Here is a 20,207-nt window from a genome sequence, read left to right as displayed (position 1 = left end):
ACTGCATCGATTTTGGGGCCGCTTTGCGGCCCTTTCGCGACACAAGGCCGCTCCCACAGAGACCGTGCTCTACTTCAGGGTGCGCTCTATCCCGCCAATCAGCAGGCTCTCCATCTGGCCAAGCCGTTCGACCTCGATACCCTCCACGAGCAGGTCCAGGCCCTGCTGCGCTGAACGCACAGGCAGAGCGATCGCCATGTGGGAGCGGCCTTGCGTCGCGAAAGGGCCGCGCAGCGGTCCCAGGATCCCAGCGTCACTGCATCGATTTTGGGGCCGCTTTGCGGCCCTTTCGCGACACAAGGCCGCTCCCACAGAGACCGTGCTCTACTTCAGGGTGCGCTCTATCCCGCCAACCAGCAGGCTCTCCATCAACCCGAGCCCCTGTTCCTCAGGCAAGCCCTTTAGCATCCCCGGCAACTGGTTCAGCAGTGTCGCCACGACATGCGCGGTCGCCACCAACGCCTCACCCTGCAACGTTGCCCGCGGCGCAATCAAGCGCAGCAGCCCGGCCTCATAACGCGAGCGCGACAAGGCCAGGCGCGCCTGCTGATCGTCGCTCAGGCAACAGAAGTCCCGCTCGGCCAGGCGAAACTGCATGGGCCGCTCGGCATGCAACTGCCAATGCGCGGCAATCAGGCAGTTCAGTGCCGAACCTCCACGCGCCATGGCCCGCCGACCCTGCTCCAGGGTGGCCTGCAGCTCCTCGTACAACTCCTCGATCAGGTCGAACAGCAGGTCCTGCTTGCTGGGGAAATGGTGATACAGGGAACCGGCGGTCAGGCCGACATGCGCTGCCAGCTCGCGCATGCTGACCTGGCCAAAGCCCTTTTCGGCGAACAGTGCCATGGCCCGGTCACGTCGTTCCTCGAAGTTGGCACAGCGCATGGCGGCATTGACCGGGGGCATGGTGTGGGCTCCTCAGTAGGTGAAGAAGCCGCGGCCGCTCTTGCGCCCCAGCCATCCGGCAGCAACCATTTCCTTGAGCAGCGGAGCAGGGCGGTACTTGCTGTCGTTGAAGCCTTCGTGGAAGGCCTCCATGATCGCCAGTAACGTGTCCAGGCCGATCAGGTCGGCCAGGGCCAGCGGGCCGATCGGCTGGTTGCAGCCCAGGCGCATGCCGGTGTCGATGTCCTCGGCACTGGCCAGGCCTTCCTGACGCACGAAGATCGCTTCGTTGATCATCGGCACCAGGATGCGGTTGACCACGAAGCCCGGGCGGTTGCCGGCGGTGATCGGCGTCTTGCCAAGCTTTTCGGTGACCACCAGGGCCTGGGCATAGGTGCTGTCGCTGGTTTGCAGGCCACGGATGATCTCGACCAGGGCCATCATCGGTACCGGGTTGAAGAAGTGCACACCAATGAAGCGCTGCGGGTGTTCGATGCTGGCGGCCAGCTGGGTCACCGACAGCGACGAGGTATTGGTGGCGATCAGGCATTCGGCCGCCACGTTGGCTGCCACCTGCTGAAGGATGCGCTGCTTGAGCTGCAGGTTCTCGGTGGCCGCCTCAATCACCAGCTGCGCGCTGCTCAGCTGCGCGTAGTCGGTGCTGGTACGAATGCGGGTTTTTGCCGCCTCGGCGCGCTCGGTGTCGAGCGTGCCCTTGCTCACCTGGCGCTCCAGGTTCTTGCTCAAGGTGGCCACGCCACGCTCCAGCGCAGCGTCGGAAACGTCCACCAGCAGTACCTGGTAACCGGCCACCGCGCACACCTGGGCGATGCCGTTGCCCATGGTGCCAGCGCCAATCACGGCAATCTGTTCAATTGTCATGTTTCAGCCCCTCAGACGCGCTCGAAGACCACGGCAATGCCCTGGCCGCCGCCGATGCACATGGTGGCCAGCGCGTAGCGGCCCTGGATGCGTTGCAGTTCGTGAATGGCCTTGGTGGCAATGATCGCCCCGGTGGCACCGACCGGGTGGCCGAGGGAAATACCCGAGCCGTTCGGGTTGACCTTCTCCGGGTCGAAGCCGAGCTCGCGGGCCACGGCGCAGGCCTGGGCGGCAAAGGCTTCGTTGGACTCGATCACGTCCAGGTCGCTGACGTTCAGGCCAGCCTTTTCCAGTACCTTGCGGGTCGCCGGGATCGGTCCCAGGCCCATCAGCTCCGGCTCGACACCGGCGTGGGCATAAGCCACCAGGCGCGCCAGCGGCTTCAGGCCCAGGCGGCGCACGGCGTCACCGGTGGCCAGCACCAGGCCGGCGGCGCCATCGTTGATGCCGCTGGCGTTACCGGCGGTGACCGTGCCGTCTTTCTTGAACACGGTCTTCATGCCGGCCAGTTGCTCAGCCGTCACATCAGCGCGTACATGTTCATCGACGGCGAATTGCACAGTGCCTTTGCGGGTTTTCAGTTCCAGCGGCACGATCTGGCTGTCGAAGCGGCCTTCGGCCTGGGCGCGGGCGGCGCGGCGCTGGCTGGTCAGGGCCAGTTCGTCCTGCATTTCGCGGCTGATGCCCTGTTTGGCTGCGACGTTTTCCGCGGTGATGCCCATGTGGAAGTGTTCGAACGGGTCCTGCAGGACGCCGACCGTGTAGTCGATGCCCTGCAGATCCCCCATGCGCGCACCCCAGCGTGCCTGCGGCAGCAGGTACGGGCCACGGCTCATGGACTCGGCACCGGCGGCCAGGGCCACGTCGGTGTCACCCAGCAGCAGGCACTGGGCGGCCGAGACGATGGCCTGCAGGCCCGAGCCGCACAGGCGGTTGACGTTGAAGGCAGGGGTTTCCTTGGGGATGCCGGCGTTCATCGCCGCCACCCGCGACAGGTAGGCGTCGCGTGGCTCGGTGGGGATGACGTTGGCCATCACCACATGGCCGATCTGCTCGGCGGGCACGCCCGAACGTTCGATGGCGGCGCGGGTCACGGCGGTGGCCAGGTCGGCCAGGGGCAGGTCCTTGAGGGCACCACCAAAACCACCGATGGCGGTACGGACGGCACTGACGACGAAGATTTCTGCGCTGCTCATAGAGGCTCCGATTGCGAAGGCATGGCGGGAGCGGGCCCGGCTCTGCGAGAATGGCCGGCGATCCCGAGGTGGGTTCGAGTCTAGGCAAAGGCTCTGTTGCAGCCTATGCCGGATCTGTTCAGTCAACCTGGCATTTTTTGCCACTCAGCATAGACAGTGAATTCCGCCATGCGCGATAGCGATTCGGTCGCGGTGTACTTTCTCAATGCCATGCTGCATGCCTTGCGCGAGCAACCTGAAGTGCTGCAGGCGCGGCTGCGTGGCGTGGGCATCGACCCGGCCATGCTCGGCCAGCCGCAGGCGCGGGTGCCGGCCAAGGCCTTTGCCCGCTTGTGGCTGGAGCTGATCGAACTGCTGGACGACGAGTTCTTTCGCCTCGACAGCCATGGCATGCCGCTGGGCAGCTTTGCCCTGATCTGCCGTGGCTTGATTCAGGAGCCGAACCTGGAAAAGGCCCTGCGCCAGTGCATGGGCAGTTTCGCCCTGTTCCTGCGCGATCTGCGCGGCAGCCTGACGCTGCGCGGCGGGCGCGCGGTGATCAGCGTGCAGTCGGCGATCGCCGACCCGTTGACCCGGGTATACGCCGAAGAAACCTACCTGGTGCTGATGATCGGCCTGCTGTGCTGGCTGGCCGGGCGGCGCATCGCCATCGACCGCACGGAATTGGCAGTGGCGCGCCCGGCCCAGGATGATGACGCGTTACTGTGGGGGCCGGACCTGCGGCTGGGCAGCGGGCGCACCGAAGTGGAGTTCGACAGTGCCTGGTTGCGCCTGCCGGTAGTGCAGGACCTGGCGGGCCTGAAGACCTTCCTGCGCAGCGCGCCGCAGGGCCTGGTGATCCGCTTTCGCAACCAGAATGGCCTGGTCGCCGAGGTCTATCGCCATCTGCGCGCACGCCGTTATGGGCAATGGCCGACACTGGCGGCCATGGCCGAACAACAGGGTATCAGTGCCAGCACCTTCCGCCGCCAGCTGGAGCGCGAAGGGCGCTCATATCAGCAGATCAAGGATGAAGTGCGCCGGGCGATGGCCTTCGAGCACTTGCGTGAAGGCACCTTGAGCATCGCCGAAATTGCCGAGCAGGCCGGCTTCCAGGAGCCCAGCGCGTTTCACCGGGCGTTCAAGAAGTGGACCGGGCAGAGCCCCGGCAGCTATCGGGCCAGGTTGGCCGGGCTTGCAAACGCCAGTGCTGGCGCTGTCGGTCAGTAACCGTCGTCGTTCAGGGCCAGGCTCTGGCGCAGTTGTTCGACCATTGACACGCGCAGTGTTTCCGGGGCCTTGACCCGGATCGAGCCGGCCTGGGACAACAGCCAGCCCATCAGCGCCCGGCTGTCTTCGACCGTGGCCGCGAGCATCGCGCCGCCGTTGTGGTGCGGCGCCAGGCGCATGTCATCGGATAGCGGCTGGTCTTCCAGGCGTCGGGCGAGGCCATCGTCGACCCAGGCGTGCAGTTCGATCTGTTGCGAAGGGCTGAGCACATCCGGCTGCAGCTGCTGGGCCGCATCCAGGCTAAGGCCCGGCTGCCAGTACCAGCCATAGGGCATGCCCTTGCTGTTGCAGTGCAGCGGGAACAGCGTTGCCAGTTCGTTGAGATCGCGCTCGACCGTGCGCTTGCTGGTCTTGTGGCCAGCCTTGGCCAATGCGCCCTGCAACTGCGTGGAGCTCATTCCCGGATGGCGGTCGGGCAGGAGTTTCAGTAGCTGCCATTGGCGGGCGATGGTGTGGCGGGTCGGGTGGCTGGGCATTGGCTTCGTCCTTGAAAACCCTGGCACATGCAAAGGCTGGGTGATGGCATTTAGCTACTGCTACAGCATACCCCTTCAGTGGATGGGATCCAAGTTCAGCGAGACTGACGGTGGAGGACCATTAGCTGTCACGACTTGTATGTGTCCTATTTATGGACCAAAATATGGTCCTTAGTTGTACAGGCACTCCTGCAGGGCCCCGATAAATACCTCTTCCGCCCGGCTCAACCGCTGTTCCCTGTTCCACAACAGGTGAATGTCCACATCGGCAATCCCTTCCTCGGGCGGCAGCTTCCACAGCAACCCCGCCGCCACATCCGGCGCCACCACATGTTCAGGCAGGCAGCCGATGCCGAAGCCGGCGATTACCAGCCGGCGCACCTCTTCAAGGCTGGGCGACGATGCCACAATCCGGCCGGAAAACCCTTGCTGGTCGCGGAAGATGGTCAGCGGCGACAACATGCCGCCAATCTGGTCGCTGGTGAAACTGACGAAATTCTCCCGCTGCAGATCGCCCTCGTTCCGGCCGAACAGGGCATGCTGCTTGCCGCAGAAAAACGCATAGCGCTGGCGCAGGAACAACCGCTGCTCCAGGCGCGGCTGTGGCCGGCGGTTGAGGCTAAGGCCCGCCGTGGTGGTCTTTTCCTGCAGGGCGGCGACGATATCCGAACTGCGCATCACGTCGATTTCCAGGTCTATTCGCGGATGCTGGCGATGGAAGTCTGCCAAAAAATCATCGAAACGCTCGCTGACGATGCGGCTGATCATCAACAAGCGGACCTTGCCCACCAGTTCATCCGCCGGCTGCTCCAGCAGGCCGCCGATCTGGGACATCTGCCCATAGACCTCGCCGGCCAGCTGGAACAGCTGCTCGCCCATGTCGGTAAGCACGAAGCGGGGGCCGCGGCGTGCGATCAGCTGGCGGCCGAGCTGTTCCTCTAGGCGTTTGAGCGCCTGGCTTACGGCCGGTTGGGTCAGGTGCAGGCGGGCGGCGGCGCGGCTGATGGACAACTCCTGGCCGATCACGCGGAAGGTGCGCAGCAGGTTCCAGTCGAGACGGTCGTTGAGCAGGCGGTCGGACATGGCAGGCTCGATAATAAGCGTGACTAATATTGCGAATAATAAATAGAAAATTGACTAATCATAGCCCCGAGACGATAAATCGCAGTCATTGAGGCCTGCTGCATCGGTGCTGGCTTCTTCGCGGGCACGCCCGCTCCCACAGGTACTGCAGCGCTTGCAGGCCTGGTGAAATTCCTGTGGGAGCGGGCGTGCCCGCGAAGAAGCCAACACCGATCAACAGGCCATGCGCCACCAGAGCGCCACCGTGACCCGTCAACTCCTGCCAGAAAAACAAGCAAAGGAGCCCACATGAAGCCTACCGCTTCCTCCCAGCCGCGCCGTGCCGCCGCCGCCGCATTCATCGGCACCATGATCGAGTGGTACGACTTCTACATCTACGCCACCGCCGCCGCCCTGGTGTTCGGTGCCTTGTTCTTCCCTTCCGACGACAGCCTGTTCAGCACCATGGCCGCGTTCGGCACCTTCGCCGTGGGCTTCTTCGCCCGGCCGCTGGGTGGCATCGTCTTTGGCCACGTGGGCGACCGCATCGGCCGCAAGAAGTCGCTGGTCATCACCCTGTTGATGATGGGCATCGTTACCGTGTGCATCGGCCTGTTGCCGACCTACGCCCAGATCGGCGCTGCTGCGCCGGTGCTGCTGATCATCCTGCGGGTGATCCAGGGCATCGCCGTGGGTGGCGAGTGGGGCGGGGCGGTGTTGATGGCCGGTGAGCATGCGCCCAAGGGCCGGCGCAACTTCTTCGCCTCGTTTGCCCAGTTGGGCAGCCCGGCAGGCCTGATCCTGTCGCTGCTGGCCTTCGGTGCGGTGACCCGCCTGCCGGAGGAAGACCTGATGAGCTGGGGCTGGCGCGTGCCGTTCCTGGCCAGCGCGCTGTTGCTGGTGGTGGGCCTGGCCATTCGCCTGGGGGTCAACGAGTCGCCAGAATTCATCGCCAGCCGTGAGCAGGCGGCCAAGGCCAAGCGCAAGGAGCAGGCGCCGGTACTGGAAGTGCTGCGTACCGCCTGGCGTCCGCTGCTGCTGTGCATCGGCGCCAACACCCTGGGTATCGCCGGCGTCTATTTCACCAACACCTTCATGATCAGCTACACCACCCAGCAACTGCACCTTGAGCGCTCGCTGATCCTCGAGTGCCTGTTCTTCGTGGCCATCATCCAGTTCTGCGTGCAGCCGTTGGCCGCGTGGCTGTCGGAAAAGCTCGGTGCCACTCGCTTCCTGGCCCTGGTCGCACTGCTGGCGATGGCCTCGCCGTACCCGATGTTCGTGCTGGTCAGCTCCGGCGAAGGCCCGCTGATCGTGCTCGGCATCGCCTTGGCGGCGGCCTGCATGGCCTCGTTCTACGCGGTGATCGCCGGTTATGTCAGCGGCATGTTCGACACCCGCGTGCGCTATACCGCGATTTCCATGGCCTACCAGGTATGCGGTGCCATCGCCGGCGGCCTTACCCCGCTGATCGGCACCTGGTTGGCCCATACCTTCAGCGGCCAATGGTGGCCGATGGCAGTGTTCTACACCCTGATCGCCACCGTTTCGCTGGTCTGCGTGCTCGCCCTGGCGCGCCAGTACGCCCGTAGCCAGCATCTGGAACTGGCTTGATCGATCCCCTGATTCTGGAGTACCCGCACATGTTGAAAAGCAATGGTGATCGCCTGTGGGCGAGCCTGATGGCCATGGCCGAGATCGGCGCCACCGCCCGTGGTGGCAGCTGCCGCCTGGCCCTGAGCGACGAGGACAAGGCCGGCCGTGAACTGTTCAGCCACTGGTGCCGCGAAGCCGGGCTGACGTTGACCGTGGATGCCATCGGCAACCTGTTCGCCCGTCGTGCCGGCAGTGATCCGACCGCCGCCCCGGTGATGATGGGCAGCCACCTCGACACCCAGCCCGAAGGCGGCCGTTTCGATGGCGTGTATGGGGTACTGGCGGGGTTGGAGGTGGTACGCCGCCTCAACGACCTGAACATCCAGACCCGCAAACCGCTGGAAATCGCGGTGTGGACAAACGAAGAGGGCGCCCGCTTCACCCCGGCCATGTTCGGCTCGGCAGTGTTCACCGGCAGCCTGGCGCTGGACCAGGCCCTGGCCATCCGTGATGCCGATGGCATCAGTGTCGCTGACGAACTGCAGCGCACCGGTTACGCCGGCCAGCGTCCGCTGGGTGGCAACGTCGATGCCTACTTCGAGGCGCATATCGAACAGGGCCCGATCCTCGAAGACAACGCCAAGGCCATCGGTGTGGTCAGCGGTGGTCAGGCGATCCGCTGGCTGGACGTAACTGTCGAAGGCATGGCTGCCCACGCCGGTACCACGCCGATGCCGCTGCGCAAGGACGCCCTGTACGGCGCCGCGCGGATGATTCAGGCGGTCGAGCAACTGGCCGCCGACTTCGCCCCGCAAGGCCTGACCACCGTCGGTGAATTGTCGATCGCCAAGTCCTCGCGCAACACCATCCCCGGCGTGCTGCGCTTCACCGTCGACCTGCGTCATCACCGCGACGAAGCCATCGAGGCCATGGAGCGCGACCTGACCCTGAAGCTGCAGGCCATCGCCAACCAGCGCGGTCTGCAGGTGCGCATCGAGCGCCACTGGGTCAGCCCGGCCACGCCGTTCGACGCCGAGTGCGTGGCCGCCGTGCAGCAAGCGGTGGACGGCCTTGGCTATGCCCAGCAAGCAATCGTCAGCGGCGCCGGCCACGACGCCATTCTGCTGGCTCGCTACTGCCCCACGGCGATGGTGTTCATCCCCTGCGTCGGTGGCCTGAGCCATAACGAAGCCGAGGACGTGCTGCCCGAGGATGCCCGCCAGGGTGTCGACGTACTGCTCAATGCCGTGCTGGCCCGCGCCGGCCGAGTCGAACAAGGAGAAGCCTGATGCGCTGCTATTTCCACCCCGAACAGCTGCGCCACCATCCGCGCAGTTATTACTCGCGCGGCGCCATGCGCACTCCGCAGGAAGTCCCCGAACGCGCCCAGCGTCTGCTGCAGGCCGCCAAGGACCTGGGCTTCGACATCCGCCAGCCCGACGACGCCGGCCTGGCACCGCTCAAGGCCGTGCATGGTGAGGCTTACCTGACGTTCCTCGAAGAGGCCCATGCGCGCTGGAAGGAAGTGCCCGAGGACTGGGGCGACGAGGTGATGTCGAACATCTTCGTGCGCGAGCCCAACGCCCTGCGCGGCATCCTCGCCCAGGCCGGGCGCTACCTGGCCGACGGCAGCTGCCCGGTAGGCGAGAACACCTGGCGATCGGCGTACTGGTCGGCGCAGAGCGCAGTGGCCGCGGCCCAGGCCATTCTCGATGGCGAGCCAGCGGCCTATGCGCTGTGCCGCCCGCCCGGGCACCATGCGCGGTTCGATGCGGCAGGTGGTTTCTGCTACATCAACAATGCGGCCGTGGCGGCCCAGGCCCTGCGCAGCCGTTACAGCCGGGTGGCGATTCTCGATACCGATATGCACCACGGGCAGGGTATTCAGGAAATCTTCTACGAGCGCAACGATGTGCTGTACGTGTCGACCCATGGTGACCCGACCAACTTCTATCCTGGGGTGGCGGGGTTCGAGGACGAGCGCGGCAGTGGTGCGGGGGAGGGCTACAACCTCAACCTGCCGATGGCCCATGGGGCCAGCGAGGCGGACTTCATGGGGCAGCTGGAGATTGCGCTGGATGCGGTGAAGGACTTTGGCGCCGAGGTGCTGGTGCTGTCGCTCGGGTTCGATATCTATGAACTGGATCCGCAGAGCAAGGTAGCGGTGACGACTGAAGGGTTTGCTGCGCTGGGTGAGCGGATTCGGGCGCTGCGGTTGCCTTGCGTGATTGTTCAGGAAGGGGGGTATCACCTGGAGAGCCTGGAGGCCAATGCGCAGGCATTTTTTGCGGACAAGGCCGACTGGCGGTAACAGTCAGTAGCTGTTGGGTGGCTGCTGGCCTCTTCGCGGGCTCGCCAGCTCCCACAGAGACCGCGCGGGCTTGAGGCCTGTGGTGATCCTGTGGGACGCCCCAGTCCCTAAATCCCACCCCGCCGCACATGTTTCACCAACACCTTCTCCAACAACTCCCACATCCCCGGATCCGTACTGAACGCCACATTGAAGCGCATCCATCCAGTGGCCTTGGCATCGACCATGAACAACTGCCCAGGCCCAAGCATGATGCCTTTCTCCAGCGCATCATCGAGCAACGCCGCACTGTCCGGAATGGCCGGGTGGCGGGTCCAGATATACATCCCTTCATCCGACTCGGTGAACAGTTCAAAGCCCAATCGATGCAGATGCCGGCCAACTTCCTGATGCGCCTCGGTCAGCCGCTGACGCAGGCGTTTGAGGTGCTTGCGCCAGCGCCCGTCGATGATCGCGGCATACACCACTCGCTCCATCACCTGCGAGGTAGTCAGCCCCGAGCGCATCTTCAGGTGCAGCAGCTTCTGCATCAGCTCCGGGTTGGCCAGCAGGTAACCGACCCGCACGTTGGGCGAGATGCTCTTGGAGTAGCTGCCCACATACACCACCTGCTGCAGGTGGTCGAGGCTGGCCAGGCACGGCTGGGGCTCGGCAACCATGTCGGCGTACAGGTTGTTTTCCACCAGCCGGAAGCCGTGCTGGCTGGCCAGCTGCAGCAGCCGATGCAGCTGCGGCAGCGGGGTGCGGGAACAGGTCGGGCTGTGCAAGTGCGGCTGGGTGAAGAAAGCGGTAGGGCGGTGATGCGCCAGCAGCTGCTCAAGATGATTGAGATCGTAACCGTTCGGCGTGCGGGGTACGCCGATCAGCGTTGCGCCCTGGGTACGCAGGATACTCATCAGGTTGGGGTAGCCAGGGTCGTCCACCAGCACCACGTCCCCGGGCCGCACCAGCGTGCGCACGGCAAGGTCCAGCGCCTGGCTGGCGCCGTGGGTCAGCATCAGCTGCGCCGGGTTGCAGACGATCGACAGCTCCTGCTGCAGGTTCTGCGCCGTCAGTGCACGCAGCTCCGGCAGACCCATCGGGTCGCCGTAGCCAGACAACTCCAGCGGGCTGCCGGCAACCTGGCGCAGGCCACGACGCAGGCCTTCCTCATACATCCAGTCGTTGGGCAACCAGCCGCACCCAGGTTTGAACGGCAGCTGGCGGGTTTCGAAGATCTGCTGCAGGTACCACTCGGAATTGAACGTCGGGCGACCGCTGTCAGTCTCGCTGTTCTGCTGCTCCAGCAGCTCGTTAGCCGCACGATTGACGAAAAAGCCCGCATTGCCCTTGCTCACCAGCAGCCCTTGGGCGACCAGGCGGTCGTACGCCTCGACCACGGTGAAGGTGCTCACCGAATAGGTCGCGGCGAAGGCGCGGATCGACGGGACCTTGGCGCCCGGCTTGAGGGTCTGGTTGTCGATCAGCTCGCGCAAGCCGTCGATGATCTGGTTGACCAACGGCGTGGAAGAGTCTGGATCTAATTCGAACATTCGGGGCCTTCAAGTGTGCGGAACGCAAGGCGCCAGCAAGGTGTATTGCATTGGCGGCCTGTACAGTGCAGTGCGAGATTCATGCCACTGTGCATGGCTCTCTACGTCGGACATTTTTACATTAGGTGTCAGATATCGCTACATAAAGCATGTTCAGTTCGCTTCAGGTGCCAACCCTGGGGCGCGTCAGCAGGCCGCCACGGAAGGCCTGCGTGTGTTTGCGCACACCATCCTGCCCGCATTAGCACTGATGTACAGGTGAAACCGAGAGCCATCGGGGTTTCACAGTTTTCCTTGGATAAAAAGAAGCACGGGGTACACAACTGATGGACGCAACATCCACAACCACCACCGCGAAAAGCGGGCACGAGAGCAAGCTCAGTGCCTCGCTCAAGTCGCGCCACCTGACGATGATGTCGATCGCCGGGGTTATCGGCGGCGCCTTGTTCGTCGGTTCCGGCAGCGTGATCCACAGCGCCGGCCCAGCCGCAGTGCTGGCCTACCTGGCCGGCGGCATCCTGGTGGTCCTGATCATGCGCATGCTCGGTGAAATGGCGACTTCCTCGCCCGACACCGGCTCGTTCTCCACCTACGCCGACCGCGCAATCGGCCGCTGGGCCGGTTTCACCATCGGCTGGCTGTACTGGTGGTACTGGGTCATCCTGATGGCCTGGGAAGCCTATGTGGCGGGCAAGATCCTGCATGGCTTCTTCCCCGACGTGAGCGTCAACGTGTTCGTGCTGGCCACGACCCTGCTGCTGATCACCGTCAACTTCTTCAACGTCAAGCACTACGGTGAGTTCGAATTCTGGTTCGCGCTGATCAAGGTGATCGCGATCGTCTGCTTCCTGATCGTGTGCGGCGCTGCGGTCATGAACATCTGGCAGTTCGGTGAAGTGCGCGGCATCACCCACCTGACCGCCGAAGGCTTCATGCCCAACGGCATCACCACGGTGATCGGCGCGTTGCTCGGCGTGATGTTCGCCTTCCTCGGCGCCGAAATCGTCACCATCGCCGCTTCCGAAGCCAAGGACCCGGCCACCCAGATCGTCAAGGCCACCAACTCGGTGGTATGGCGTGTGTGCCTGTTCTACGTCGGCTCGATCTTCCTGATCGTCTGCCTGGTACCGTGGAACGACCCGCAGCTGGGCGTTTCCGGTTATGGCGCCTACCGCCGTACCCTGGAGCTGCTGGGCGTGCCGCACGCCGAGTTGCTGATGAACTTCGTGGTGCTGACCTCGGTGAGCAGCTGCCTGATCTCGGGCCACTACACGGCCTCGCGCATGCTGTTCTCCCTGGCCCAGCGCGGCGATGCGCCATCGTTCTTCAAGATCACCCGCGCCGGCACCGGTGTACCGGTGTTCGCGATCATTGGCTCCTGCGCCGTGGCCGTGGTCTGCGCGCTGATCAACTTCAGCGAGACCCTGCGCCCGAAAGACGTGCTGGAAACCCTGATGAACACCACCGGCATGATCGCCCTGCTGGTGTACCTGGTGATCGCCTTCTCGCAGCTGCGCATGCGCCGCAAGCTGATCGCCGAAGGCAAGGAAGTGCGTCTGAAGATGTGGCTGTTCCCATGGCTGACCTACCTGGTGATCGGTTTCATCATCGCCGCGCTGGTGACCATGGCCTTCATGCCTGACTACCAGATCCTGGTGATCTCCACCGGCATCGCCGCGGCCCTCGTGGTGGCGATGGGCGTGGTCCACCAGATGCGCTCTGGCAAGCAGCAGCACTAAGCGTCACTTGCTGTTGGAAACGGCCGGCTCCCTTGGGGACCCGGCCGTTTCGCGTTGTTGGGCCGGGTGTTTTTCCGCGGGCATGTGAAACCGCTGGTTCATCCAGGGGGAACCGAGCAGGGCGGCGGCGGCGATCAGCGCCAGGATGGCCAGGGCCAGGGATACTTTCATGGGCATGCGCATAGAGTGGATGACTTCAAGCATAGGCGGACAGTTCAGGCGCAAGCGCACCGGTATGGCTTATGCTCACTGCATCGCCTGCCAAAAGGAGCCGCCCATGGCCTGGTCCGCCACCCAGTATTCCCTGTTCGAAGACGAACGCACCCGCGCCGTGCGTGACCTGCTGGCCGCCGTGCCACCGCGGCCGGTGCGCCATGCCACCGATCTGGGCTGTGGCCCCGGCAACTCTACTGAAGTGCTGCTGCAGCGCTGCCCGGATGCCCAGGTGACGGCGCTGGACAGCGACAAGGACATGATCGACAAGGCGCGCGAGCGCAAGCGCCTGCACATCCCAAGGGTGCGCTGCGAGATCGCAGACATCAGCGGCTGGTCGGCACCCGAGCCGCAGGACCTGATCCTGGCCAATGCCTCGCTGCAATGGGTGGCCGACCATGGCGCGCTGTACCCGCACCTGGTGCGTCAATTGAGCGAAGGCGGCAGTCTGGCCGTGCAGACGCCGGACAACCTTGACGAACCGGCCCATCGGCAACTGCGCGAAATCGCCAGCCAGGGACCTTGGGCTGACAAATTCGAAGATTTCAAGCTGCCACCCCGGCACAATGCGGCGTTCTACTACGACCTCCTCAGCCCGCTGTGCGCGAGGGTCGACGTGTGGCGCACGACTTATCACCACCCATTGGCCGGCGGTGCCGAGGCGGTGGTGGAATGGTTCAAGGGCTCGGCGCTGCGGCCTTATCTGGCCAGGCTGGACCCAGTGGAACAGGCGGATTTCCTGCAAATGTACCTTCAGGCCATGCAGCGCGACTACCCGCCAGCCACTGATGGCAAGGTACTGCTGCCGTTCCCGCGGCTGTTCGTCGTTGCGACCCGTTAACGGCGGCGCCAGCGCCAGATTACATAACCGTAGATGACCAGGTTGAGCACCAGCACGACGCCGCCCAGCAGCAGCTGGATCTGCGGCGTCAGGCCTTCGGGATAGAGCAACGGCCAGATGTAATGCTCGATGAAGCCGCCGTGGTAGCCGGCGTCCCCAGCGGCAGAGCGCATATGGTTTTCCCAGTCGGTGAGCGGGCATTCCAGGTGCAGGCCTTCCACTGCCAGGCCCCAGGCCAGGGCCGGGAGGTGCAGGAGCAGGGCGGGGCGCCACTTGAGCACCAGCAGGCCGCCGAACAGGACCAGCAAGATGAAGGCCAGGTGCAGCAGTACCAGGGCGTCGGCGGCCAGGCGATACAGCATGGTGGGTGAGCCTTGACTTGAGGTATTCCCAGCATAGTTGTATTCCCTGTGCTGGCCTCTTCGCGGGTACAGCCCTACAGGCCTTCCTGAACCATTTGCAGAAAGGTCGCCACCACCCGCCGCGATCGCTGCTCACTCAGGCACACCAGGGTCTCGGTCAGGTGCCGCTGGCAATCGATGATCGGCAACGCACACACCCGCGCATCCGCGCCAAACTCGGCCGCCGACACCACCCCCACGCCAATCCCCACCACCACGGCCTCGCGCGCCGCTTCCCGGCCTTCCACCTGAATCGCCGGGCGAATCCGTAGCCCTGCGCGCTGCATCTCTTCCTCAAGTGTCTGCCGCGTCACCGACCCCGGCTCGCGCAGCACCAGTGGTGTGTCGTCCAGGTCGGCCAGGTTGATCGAGCCGCGGCTGGCCCACGGGTGGTTGTGCGAGACGAACGCCACCATGGGGTCGCGACGCAGCGGCACGCAATACAGCCGCTCGTCATCGACATCGCGCCCGAGCAGGGCCAGGTCGGCCTGGTAGCTGAACAGCCGTGACAGCGACTCATCGGTGTTGCCGGTCTCGACCTTGACCTGAATGCCCGGGTAGCGCTGGCAGAAGCGGGCGATCTGCGGCAACACGTGCACGGGCGCATCCACCGCCAACACCAGGCTGCCGGTGTGCAGGGCTCGTGAATCCTGCAGCAGGTCATGGGCTTCTGCCTCGCAGGCGAACAGGCGCTGGCTGATGCCCAGCAGCCGTTCGCCCAGGTCGGTCAACTGCACCGATCGCTTGTTGCGGTGGAACAGCAGCACGCCGAAGCGCTCCTCGAGCTTGCGCACCTGGTCGGACACCGCCGGCTGGGTCAGAAACAGTTTTTGCGCGGCGCGGGTGAAGCTGCCATGCACGGCCACTGCGTGGAAGGCCTTGAGTTGAGCGTGGGAAACCGACATGGCGACTCCAGTAACAAGCTGAGCTTATGTGTGAAATACAATAAATCGATTTTATTTATCAGTCAGCAACTGTTTCCATACGTTGCAACCCTGGGCTGCCGTCACAAGCCGCGGCCGGGCCATGGCCCGCACACCGGTGCCATCTGACCAGATGACGAGCCTTCGTCATGCAGTGCGCAACACAACAACAAGACAGGCGTTTTTTAACAATCTGCCGGCACACTTGAGCAAGAGGTCAGAATCAATGAATCAGTCACTAGCCGCGTTGAAACGCTGGCGCATCCAGATTTTCGCCATCACCTGGCTGGCTTACGCCGCCTTCTACTTCACCCGCAAAGCCTTTTCGGTGGCCAAGCTCGGCATCGCTGAAGACCCGACGTTCATGCTCGACAAGGCCGCCATGGCCAACCTCGATGCCATCTACCTGGCCGCCTATGCCGTGGGCCAGTTCACCTGGGGCATGCTCGCCGACCGTTTCGGCCCGCGCGTGGTGGTGTTGGGCGGCTTGCTGATTTCGGCGGTGGCCGCCGTGGTGATGGGCAGTTACGCAACCTTCCCGATCTTCGCCACCTGCATGCTGATTCAGGGCCTGGCGCAGTCCACCGGCTGGGCCGGGCTGTGCAAGAACATCGGCAGCTTCTTCCCGGCTTCGCAGCGTGGGCGGGTGCTGGGGCTGTGGAGCTCGTGCTATGCCTTTGGTGGCTTGGTCGCTTCGCCCTTCGCCGGCTGGTGGGCCTACACCCTGGTCGGCACCTGGCACGCGGCGTTCTTCTCCAGTGCCGCAGTGGTGGCTGGCGTGGCCGTGCTGTTCTTCTTCCTGCAGCGCAACAAACCGGAAGACGTCGGCCTGGCAGCGGTCGAACCGGAGCCGCAGAGCATGGCCCCGGCCGGCAACCTGTGCAGCGTATGGGCGCCACTGCGCGAGATCCTGCGCAACCGCACGGTGCTGACCCTTGGCCTGGCCTATTTCCTGTTGAAACCGGCGCGCTACGCCATTCTGCTGTGGGGCCCGGTCATCGTCTTCGAGCAGATGCCTTCAGTGGGCAAGGTCGGCGCGGCGATCATCCCGACCGCTTTCGAACTGGCGGGGCTGCTCGGCCCGATCATCATCGGCCTGGCTTCGGACAAGCTGTTCGGTGCCCGGCGCATGCCGGCCTGCGTGATCAGCCTGGTGCTGCTGACCGTCACCCTGGCAGCGTTCATGGCAGCCATGCACAGCGGCAGTGTCGTGATGGTGGTGGGTCTGTTATTCGTCATGGGCCTGACCTTGTACGGGCCGGACTCGATGATCAGCGGCGCCGCAGCGATCGACTTCGGCACGGCCAAGGCCGGCGCCACTGCGGCAGGCTTCGTCAACGGCTGCGGCTCGGTGGGCGCCGTGCTCGGCGGCCTGCTGCCGGGCTACTTCGACAGCGTCACGGTGTTCATCGTGTTCGCCGGTTGCGCACTGTTCTCGGCCCTGGTGCTGCTGCCGCACTGGAACAGCCGCCCGGCCAGCACACCCCAGGCCAATGACGTGGCACCCAACACCAGCATGGCGATCAAGCCACTGCGTACCTGAAGGAAAGCGAGCGAATGAGACCCTTTTGGCTGCAACAGGCCCTGGAATCGGAGCAGGACGCGGTGTGCCCTCCGCTGCAAGGCGATGCCCGCTGCGATGTGTGCATCGTCGGTGGTGGCTACACCGGCTTGTGGACGGCACTGATGCTCAAGGAGGCGGTGCCGGCGCTGGACGTGGTGCTGATCGAGGCCGATATCTGCGGCGCTGGTGCCAGCGGCCGCAACGGTGGCTGCGCGCTGTCGTGGTCGGCCAAGTACTTCACCCTCGAGCGTCTGTTCGGGGCGGCCGAAGCGGTGCGTCTGGTGCGCGAGTCGGAGTACAGCATTGGTGCCATCGGCGCATTCTGCGCGGCCAATGGCATCGATTGCGACTACCGCCTGGACGGCACCTTGTACACCGCCACCAACCAAGCCCAGGTCGGTGGCACCGATGCGGTGATCGCCGCGTTGCAGCACAAGGGCATCAACTCGTTCGAGCGCTTGCCGCTGGCTGAGCTGCAGCGCCTGGCCGGTTCCACGCGGCACCTGGAAGGCTGGTTCTCGCCAGCCGCTGCCACCGTGCAGCCGGGCAAGCTGGTGCGTGGCCTGCGCCGGGTCGCACTGCAGCGCGGGGTGCGCATTCATGAAGGCACGGCCATGACCGGCCTGGAGCACGGCGCCCCGGCCCAGGTGCGTACCGCCCACGGCACCCTTCGCGCCGACCGCGTGGTGCTCGGGCTGAACGCCTGGATGGCACGGGCGTTCCCGCAGTTCGAACGCAGCGTGGCGATCGTGTCCAGCGACATGGTGATCACCGAGCCGTGCCCCGAACTGCTGCGCGAGATCGGCCTGAATACCGGCGTAAGCGTGCTCGACTCGCGGATTTTCGTGCACTACTACCACAACACGTCCGATGGCCGGCTGATGCTCGGCAAGGGCGGCAACACCTTCGCCTACGGCGGGCGCATGCTGCCGGTGTTCGACCAGCCATCGCCGTACCGGCCGCTGCTGCGCGAAAGCCTGGGCGAGTTCTTCCCGGCCTTGGCCGAGGTGCCGCTGGCGGCCAGCTGGAACGGCCCGTCGGACCGCTCGGTCACCGGGCTGCCGTTCTTCGGCAAACTGGACGGGCAGGGCAACGTGTTTTACGGCTTCGGCTATTCCGGCAGCGGGGTCGGGCCTTGCCATATGGGCGGGCAGATCCTGTCGTCGCTGGCGCTGGGCCTGGACAACCCCTGGACCCGCTCGCCGCTGGTCAAGGGGCCGCTGGGGCTGTTCCCGCCCGAACCGATCCGCTACCTCGGCTCGCTGATGGTGCGCAACGCCATCCGCCGCAAGGAGCACGCCGAAGACCGTGGCATACGGCCGCGCCGGCTGGATGTGCGCCTGGCGCGTTTTGCGGCGGCGGCGGGCAAGGCCGACAAAGCGTGAGATTACTTGTCGATCCACTGCCCGAGGGCGTATAAACTGCTCCCACTTTTGGCCGGTCGCTTCCTGAACCGGCCGCTGAAACAAAGAGAGTCGACATGGGCGCACAGTGGAAAGCCAAACATAGAGAAACAGCTGCCAACGCCAAGGGCAAGATCATGGGCAAGCTGGCCAAGGAAATTCAGATCGCCGCCAAGTCGGGCGCCGACCCGGACATGAACCCGCGCCTGCGCCTGGCCATCGTCCAGGCCAAGAAAGCGTCGATGACCCGTGAAACCCTCGAGCGTGCAATCAAGAAAGGCGCTGGCCTGGACGGCGAGGCCGTGCAGTACCATGCGGTCAGCTACGAAGGCTTCGCCCCGCACCAGGTACCCCTGATCGTCGAGTGCCTGACCGACAACGTCAACCGCACCGTGGCCCAGATCCGCGTACTGTTCCGCAAGGGCCAGCTGGGTGCCAGCGGCTCGGTGACCTGGGACTTCAACCACGTCGGCCTGATCGAAGCCACCCCGGAAGGCGATGCCGACCCGGAAATGGCCGCCATCGAAGCCGGCGCCCAGGACTTCGAGGAAGGTGAAGAAGAAGGTTCGACCTTGTTCATCACCGATACCACCGACCTGGATGCCGTGCAGAAGGCCCTGCCGGAGCATGGTTTTACTGTCACTTCGGCGAAGATCGGCTACACCCCGAAAAACCCGGTGAGCGCGGCCAGCCTGAGTGCTGAGGCGCTGGCCGAGGTCGAGGCGTTCCTCGAAGCGATCGACGAGAACGATGACGTGCAGAACGTCTACGTTGGCTTGACCGCCTAAAGAGCTGGGGCCGCTTTGCGGCCCATTCGCGACACAAGGCCGCTCCTAACAGGGATATGCGTTTTTCTGTAGGAGCGGCCTTGTGTCGCGAAACGAGGGCGAAGCCCTCGCCGGCAATCCGGAGCCGAATCCCAATGAACCCCACCTTCGCCTCCCTCAGCCTCGCCCACCTGCGCACCCTCGACTGCCTCCTGCAGCTGAAGAACCTCAGCCATGCCGCCGAGCGTCTGGGCGTCAGTCAGTCGGCCTTGAGCCGGCAGCTGGCCCACCTTCGCGAGGCCTTCGACGACCCCCTGCTGGTACGCCAAGGCCGCGGCTATGTGCTCAGCGAACACGCCGAAGCCCTGGTCGAACCCCTGCGTCAGGTGCTCGAAGAGCTCCAGGCCCTGCGCCAACCCGCCACCTTCGACCCGGCCCGCTGCGAGCGGCGCTTCTGCCTGGCCGCTTCCGACTATGTGGCCGAGCATATGCTGCCGCTGCTGGTAGCCGCGCTTGAGCAGGAAGCCCCGGGCGTGTCCATCGACTACCGCACCTGGCAGGCGGGGCAATACGCCTTGCTCGCCAGCGGTGAGATCGACCTGGCCACCACCTTGTTCGACGAATCGCCGCCGAACCTGCATGGTCGCCTGCTAGGCGAAGACCGGGCGGTGTGCCTGATGCGCCAGGATCACCCGCTGACTGCGCGGGGCGTGCTTGGCCAGGACGATTACCTGGGCTGCAAGCATGTGCGCATTTCCGGCGGCGGCGACAAGGACAGCTTCATCGATCGACACCTGCGCGCCCAAGGCTTGCAGCGGCGTATCAGCCTGGAGGTACCGTTCTTTTCGGCGACCGTGCAGGTGATCGGCAACAGCCAGGCGCTGGCCACCGTGCCCGAGCACATCGCCCGGCAACTGTGCCGCCTGCATGGCCTGGCGTGGCGGCCGTTGGGCTTTGTCGAGCATACCCAGCGCTACTGGGTGGTGTGGCATCAGCGCCTGCAGGCCTCGGCCGAGCACCGCTGGTTGCGCAACCGGGTGTTCGAGCTGTGGCGGCAGTCGCAATTCGGCGTGCAGGGCGCGATTGCGGGTTTGCCATAGCTGGTATGCGCAAAGCGGGGTTATTCGCTTGAGTGCAGGCGCCTAGA

Annotated in this window: 20 protein-coding genes; 10 read left to right on the top strand and 10 right to left on the bottom strand. The window is 64.7% G+C overall.

Features of this window, described 5'->3' with window-relative positions; translation table 11 throughout:
- Positions 1-69 precede the first annotated feature (69 nt).
- The 4 genes from ACIPW4_RS05240 to ACIPW4_RS05225 form a co-directional block, all read right to left on the bottom strand.
- Complete coding sequence (locus tag ACIPW4_RS05240; RefSeq protein ID WP_400655474.1) at positions 70-198, bottom strand: hypothetical protein; 129 nt, start codon at positions 196-198, stop codon at positions 70-72.
- Positions 199-324: 126 nt separating this feature from the next.
- A complete protein-coding gene (locus ACIPW4_RS05235) occupies positions 325-906 on the bottom strand; it encodes a TetR/AcrR family transcriptional regulator (RefSeq protein WP_400655472.1) in 582 nt (193 codons plus the stop codon).
- Between the two features lie 12 nt (positions 907-918).
- Positions 919-1,767 (bottom strand): 3-hydroxybutyryl-CoA dehydrogenase, encoded by an 849-nt coding sequence (locus ACIPW4_RS05230; RefSeq protein ID WP_400655469.1) that lies wholly within the window; start codon positions 1,765-1,767, stop codon positions 919-921.
- A gap of 11 nt (positions 1,768-1,778) precedes the next feature.
- Positions 1,779-2,963, bottom strand: a complete 1,185-nt coding sequence (locus tag ACIPW4_RS05225) for an acetyl-CoA C-acyltransferase family protein (protein WP_400655466.1) — start codon at positions 2,961-2,963, stop codon at positions 1,779-1,781.
- Positions 2,964-3,131: 168 nt separating this feature from the next.
- Here ACIPW4_RS05225 and ACIPW4_RS05220 point away from each other — a divergent pair, with 168 nt between their 5' ends.
- Positions 3,132-4,172, top strand: a complete 1,041-nt coding sequence (locus ACIPW4_RS05220; RefSeq protein WP_400655464.1) for an AraC family transcriptional regulator ligand-binding domain-containing protein — start codon at positions 3,132-3,134, stop codon at positions 4,170-4,172.
- Here ACIPW4_RS05220 and ACIPW4_RS05215 read toward each other — a convergent pair.
- Positions 4,166-4,708: a WYL domain-containing protein gene (locus tag ACIPW4_RS05215; protein WP_400655462.1), complete on the bottom strand. Its 543-nt coding sequence runs from the start codon at positions 4,706-4,708 to the stop codon at positions 4,166-4,168. The genes ACIPW4_RS05220 and ACIPW4_RS05215 overlap by 7 nt on opposite strands.
- 171 nt (positions 4,709-4,879) lie before the next feature.
- Entirely contained in the window at positions 4,880-5,791 is a 912-nt protein-coding gene (locus ACIPW4_RS05210) for a LysR family transcriptional regulator (protein ID WP_400655460.1), read from the bottom strand.
- Between the two features lie 288 nt (positions 5,792-6,079).
- Here ACIPW4_RS05210 and ACIPW4_RS05205 point away from each other — a divergent pair, with 288 nt between their 5' ends.
- Genes ACIPW4_RS05205 through ACIPW4_RS05195 form a run of 3 tightly spaced genes read left to right on the top strand, consistent with a single transcriptional unit; the run spans position 6,080 to position 9,677 of the window.
- Positions 6,080-7,384, top strand: coding sequence for an MFS transporter (locus ACIPW4_RS05205; protein WP_400655458.1), 1,305 nt, complete (start codon positions 6,080-6,082; stop codon positions 7,382-7,384).
- 29 nt (positions 7,385-7,413) lie between these two features.
- On the top strand, positions 7,414-8,655 hold the full coding sequence (locus tag ACIPW4_RS05200) for a Zn-dependent hydrolase (RefSeq protein ID WP_400655580.1): 1,242 nt from the start codon (positions 7,414-7,416) through the stop codon (positions 8,653-8,655).
- Positions 8,655-9,677, top strand: a complete 1,023-nt coding sequence (locus ACIPW4_RS05195) for a histone deacetylase family protein (protein ID WP_400655455.1) — start codon at positions 8,655-8,657, stop codon at positions 9,675-9,677. The genes ACIPW4_RS05200 and ACIPW4_RS05195 overlap by 1 nt, the downstream gene beginning before the upstream one ends.
- A 107-nt stretch (positions 9,678-9,784) precedes the next feature.
- On the opposite strand, the gene ACIPW4_RS05190 is transcribed toward ACIPW4_RS05195, so the two are convergent.
- Positions 9,785-11,209, bottom strand: a complete 1,425-nt coding sequence (locus ACIPW4_RS05190; RefSeq protein ID WP_400655454.1) for a PLP-dependent aminotransferase family protein — start codon at positions 11,207-11,209, stop codon at positions 9,785-9,787.
- 326 nt (positions 11,210-11,535) lie between these two features.
- On the opposite strand from ACIPW4_RS05190, the gene ACIPW4_RS05185 reads away from it, so the two are divergent.
- Positions 11,536-12,948 carry an amino acid permease gene (locus tag ACIPW4_RS05185; protein WP_400655452.1) on the top strand — a complete coding sequence of 471 codons (1,413 nt, stop codon included), beginning with the start codon at positions 11,536-11,538 and terminating at the stop codon, positions 12,946-12,948.
- A 3-nt stretch (positions 12,949-12,951) separates the two neighbouring features.
- Here the strand turns inward: ACIPW4_RS05185 and ACIPW4_RS05180 are convergent, their stop codons facing one another.
- On the bottom strand, positions 12,952-13,131 hold the full coding sequence (locus ACIPW4_RS05180; RefSeq protein ID WP_400655578.1) for a hypothetical protein: 180 nt from the start codon (positions 13,129-13,131) through the stop codon (positions 12,952-12,954).
- 94 nt (positions 13,132-13,225) lie between these two features.
- On the opposite strand from ACIPW4_RS05180, the gene tam reads away from it, so the two are divergent.
- Positions 13,226-14,002 carry a trans-aconitate 2-methyltransferase gene (gene tam / locus ACIPW4_RS05175; RefSeq protein WP_400655450.1) on the top strand — a complete coding sequence of 259 codons (777 nt, stop codon included), beginning with the start codon at positions 13,226-13,228 and terminating at the stop codon, positions 14,000-14,002.
- Here the strand turns inward: tam and ACIPW4_RS05170 are convergent.
- Entirely contained in the window at positions 13,999-14,364 is a 366-nt protein-coding gene (locus tag ACIPW4_RS05170; RefSeq protein ID WP_400655448.1) for a DUF2784 domain-containing protein, read from the bottom strand. The genes tam and ACIPW4_RS05170 overlap by 4 nt on opposite strands.
- Before the next feature lie 74 nt (positions 14,365-14,438).
- On the bottom strand, positions 14,439-15,308 hold the full coding sequence (locus ACIPW4_RS05165; protein ID WP_400655446.1) for a LysR family transcriptional regulator: 870 nt from the start codon (positions 15,306-15,308) through the stop codon (positions 14,439-14,441).
- A 244-nt stretch (positions 15,309-15,552) separates the two neighbouring features.
- Between ACIPW4_RS05165 and ACIPW4_RS05160 the strand changes: the two genes are divergently transcribed.
- The 4 genes from ACIPW4_RS05160 (at position 15,553) to ACIPW4_RS05145 (ending at position 20,160) form a co-directional block, all read left to right on the top strand.
- Positions 15,553-16,869: an MFS transporter gene (locus tag ACIPW4_RS05160; protein WP_400655443.1), complete on the top strand. Its 1,317-nt coding sequence runs from the start codon at positions 15,553-15,555 to the stop codon at positions 16,867-16,869.
- Positions 16,870-16,883: 14 nt separating this feature from the next.
- Positions 16,884-18,275 (top strand): FAD-dependent oxidoreductase, encoded by a 1,392-nt coding sequence (locus tag ACIPW4_RS05155; RefSeq protein ID WP_400655442.1) that lies wholly within the window; start codon positions 16,884-16,886, stop codon positions 18,273-18,275.
- Between the two features lie 95 nt (positions 18,276-18,370).
- On the top strand, positions 18,371-19,081 hold the full coding sequence (locus ACIPW4_RS05150) for a YebC/PmpR family DNA-binding transcriptional regulator (protein WP_051097568.1): 711 nt from the start codon (positions 18,371-18,373) through the stop codon (positions 19,079-19,081).
- 134 nt (positions 19,082-19,215) lie between these two features.
- Positions 19,216-20,160: a LysR family transcriptional regulator gene (locus ACIPW4_RS05145; RefSeq protein ID WP_400655440.1), complete on the top strand. Its 945-nt coding sequence runs from the start codon at positions 19,216-19,218 to the stop codon at positions 20,158-20,160.
- The last annotated feature ends 47 nt before the right edge of the window (positions 20,161-20,207 follow it).

The sequence above is a fragment of the Pseudomonas sp. NPDC089996 genome, from assembly GCF_044748405.1.
Taxonomy (GTDB): Bacteria; Pseudomonadota; Gammaproteobacteria; order Pseudomonadales; family Pseudomonadaceae; genus Aquipseudomonas.
Note: the sequence above shows the minus strand (reverse complement) of the source record. Positions and strands in the feature narration are given on the sequence as shown.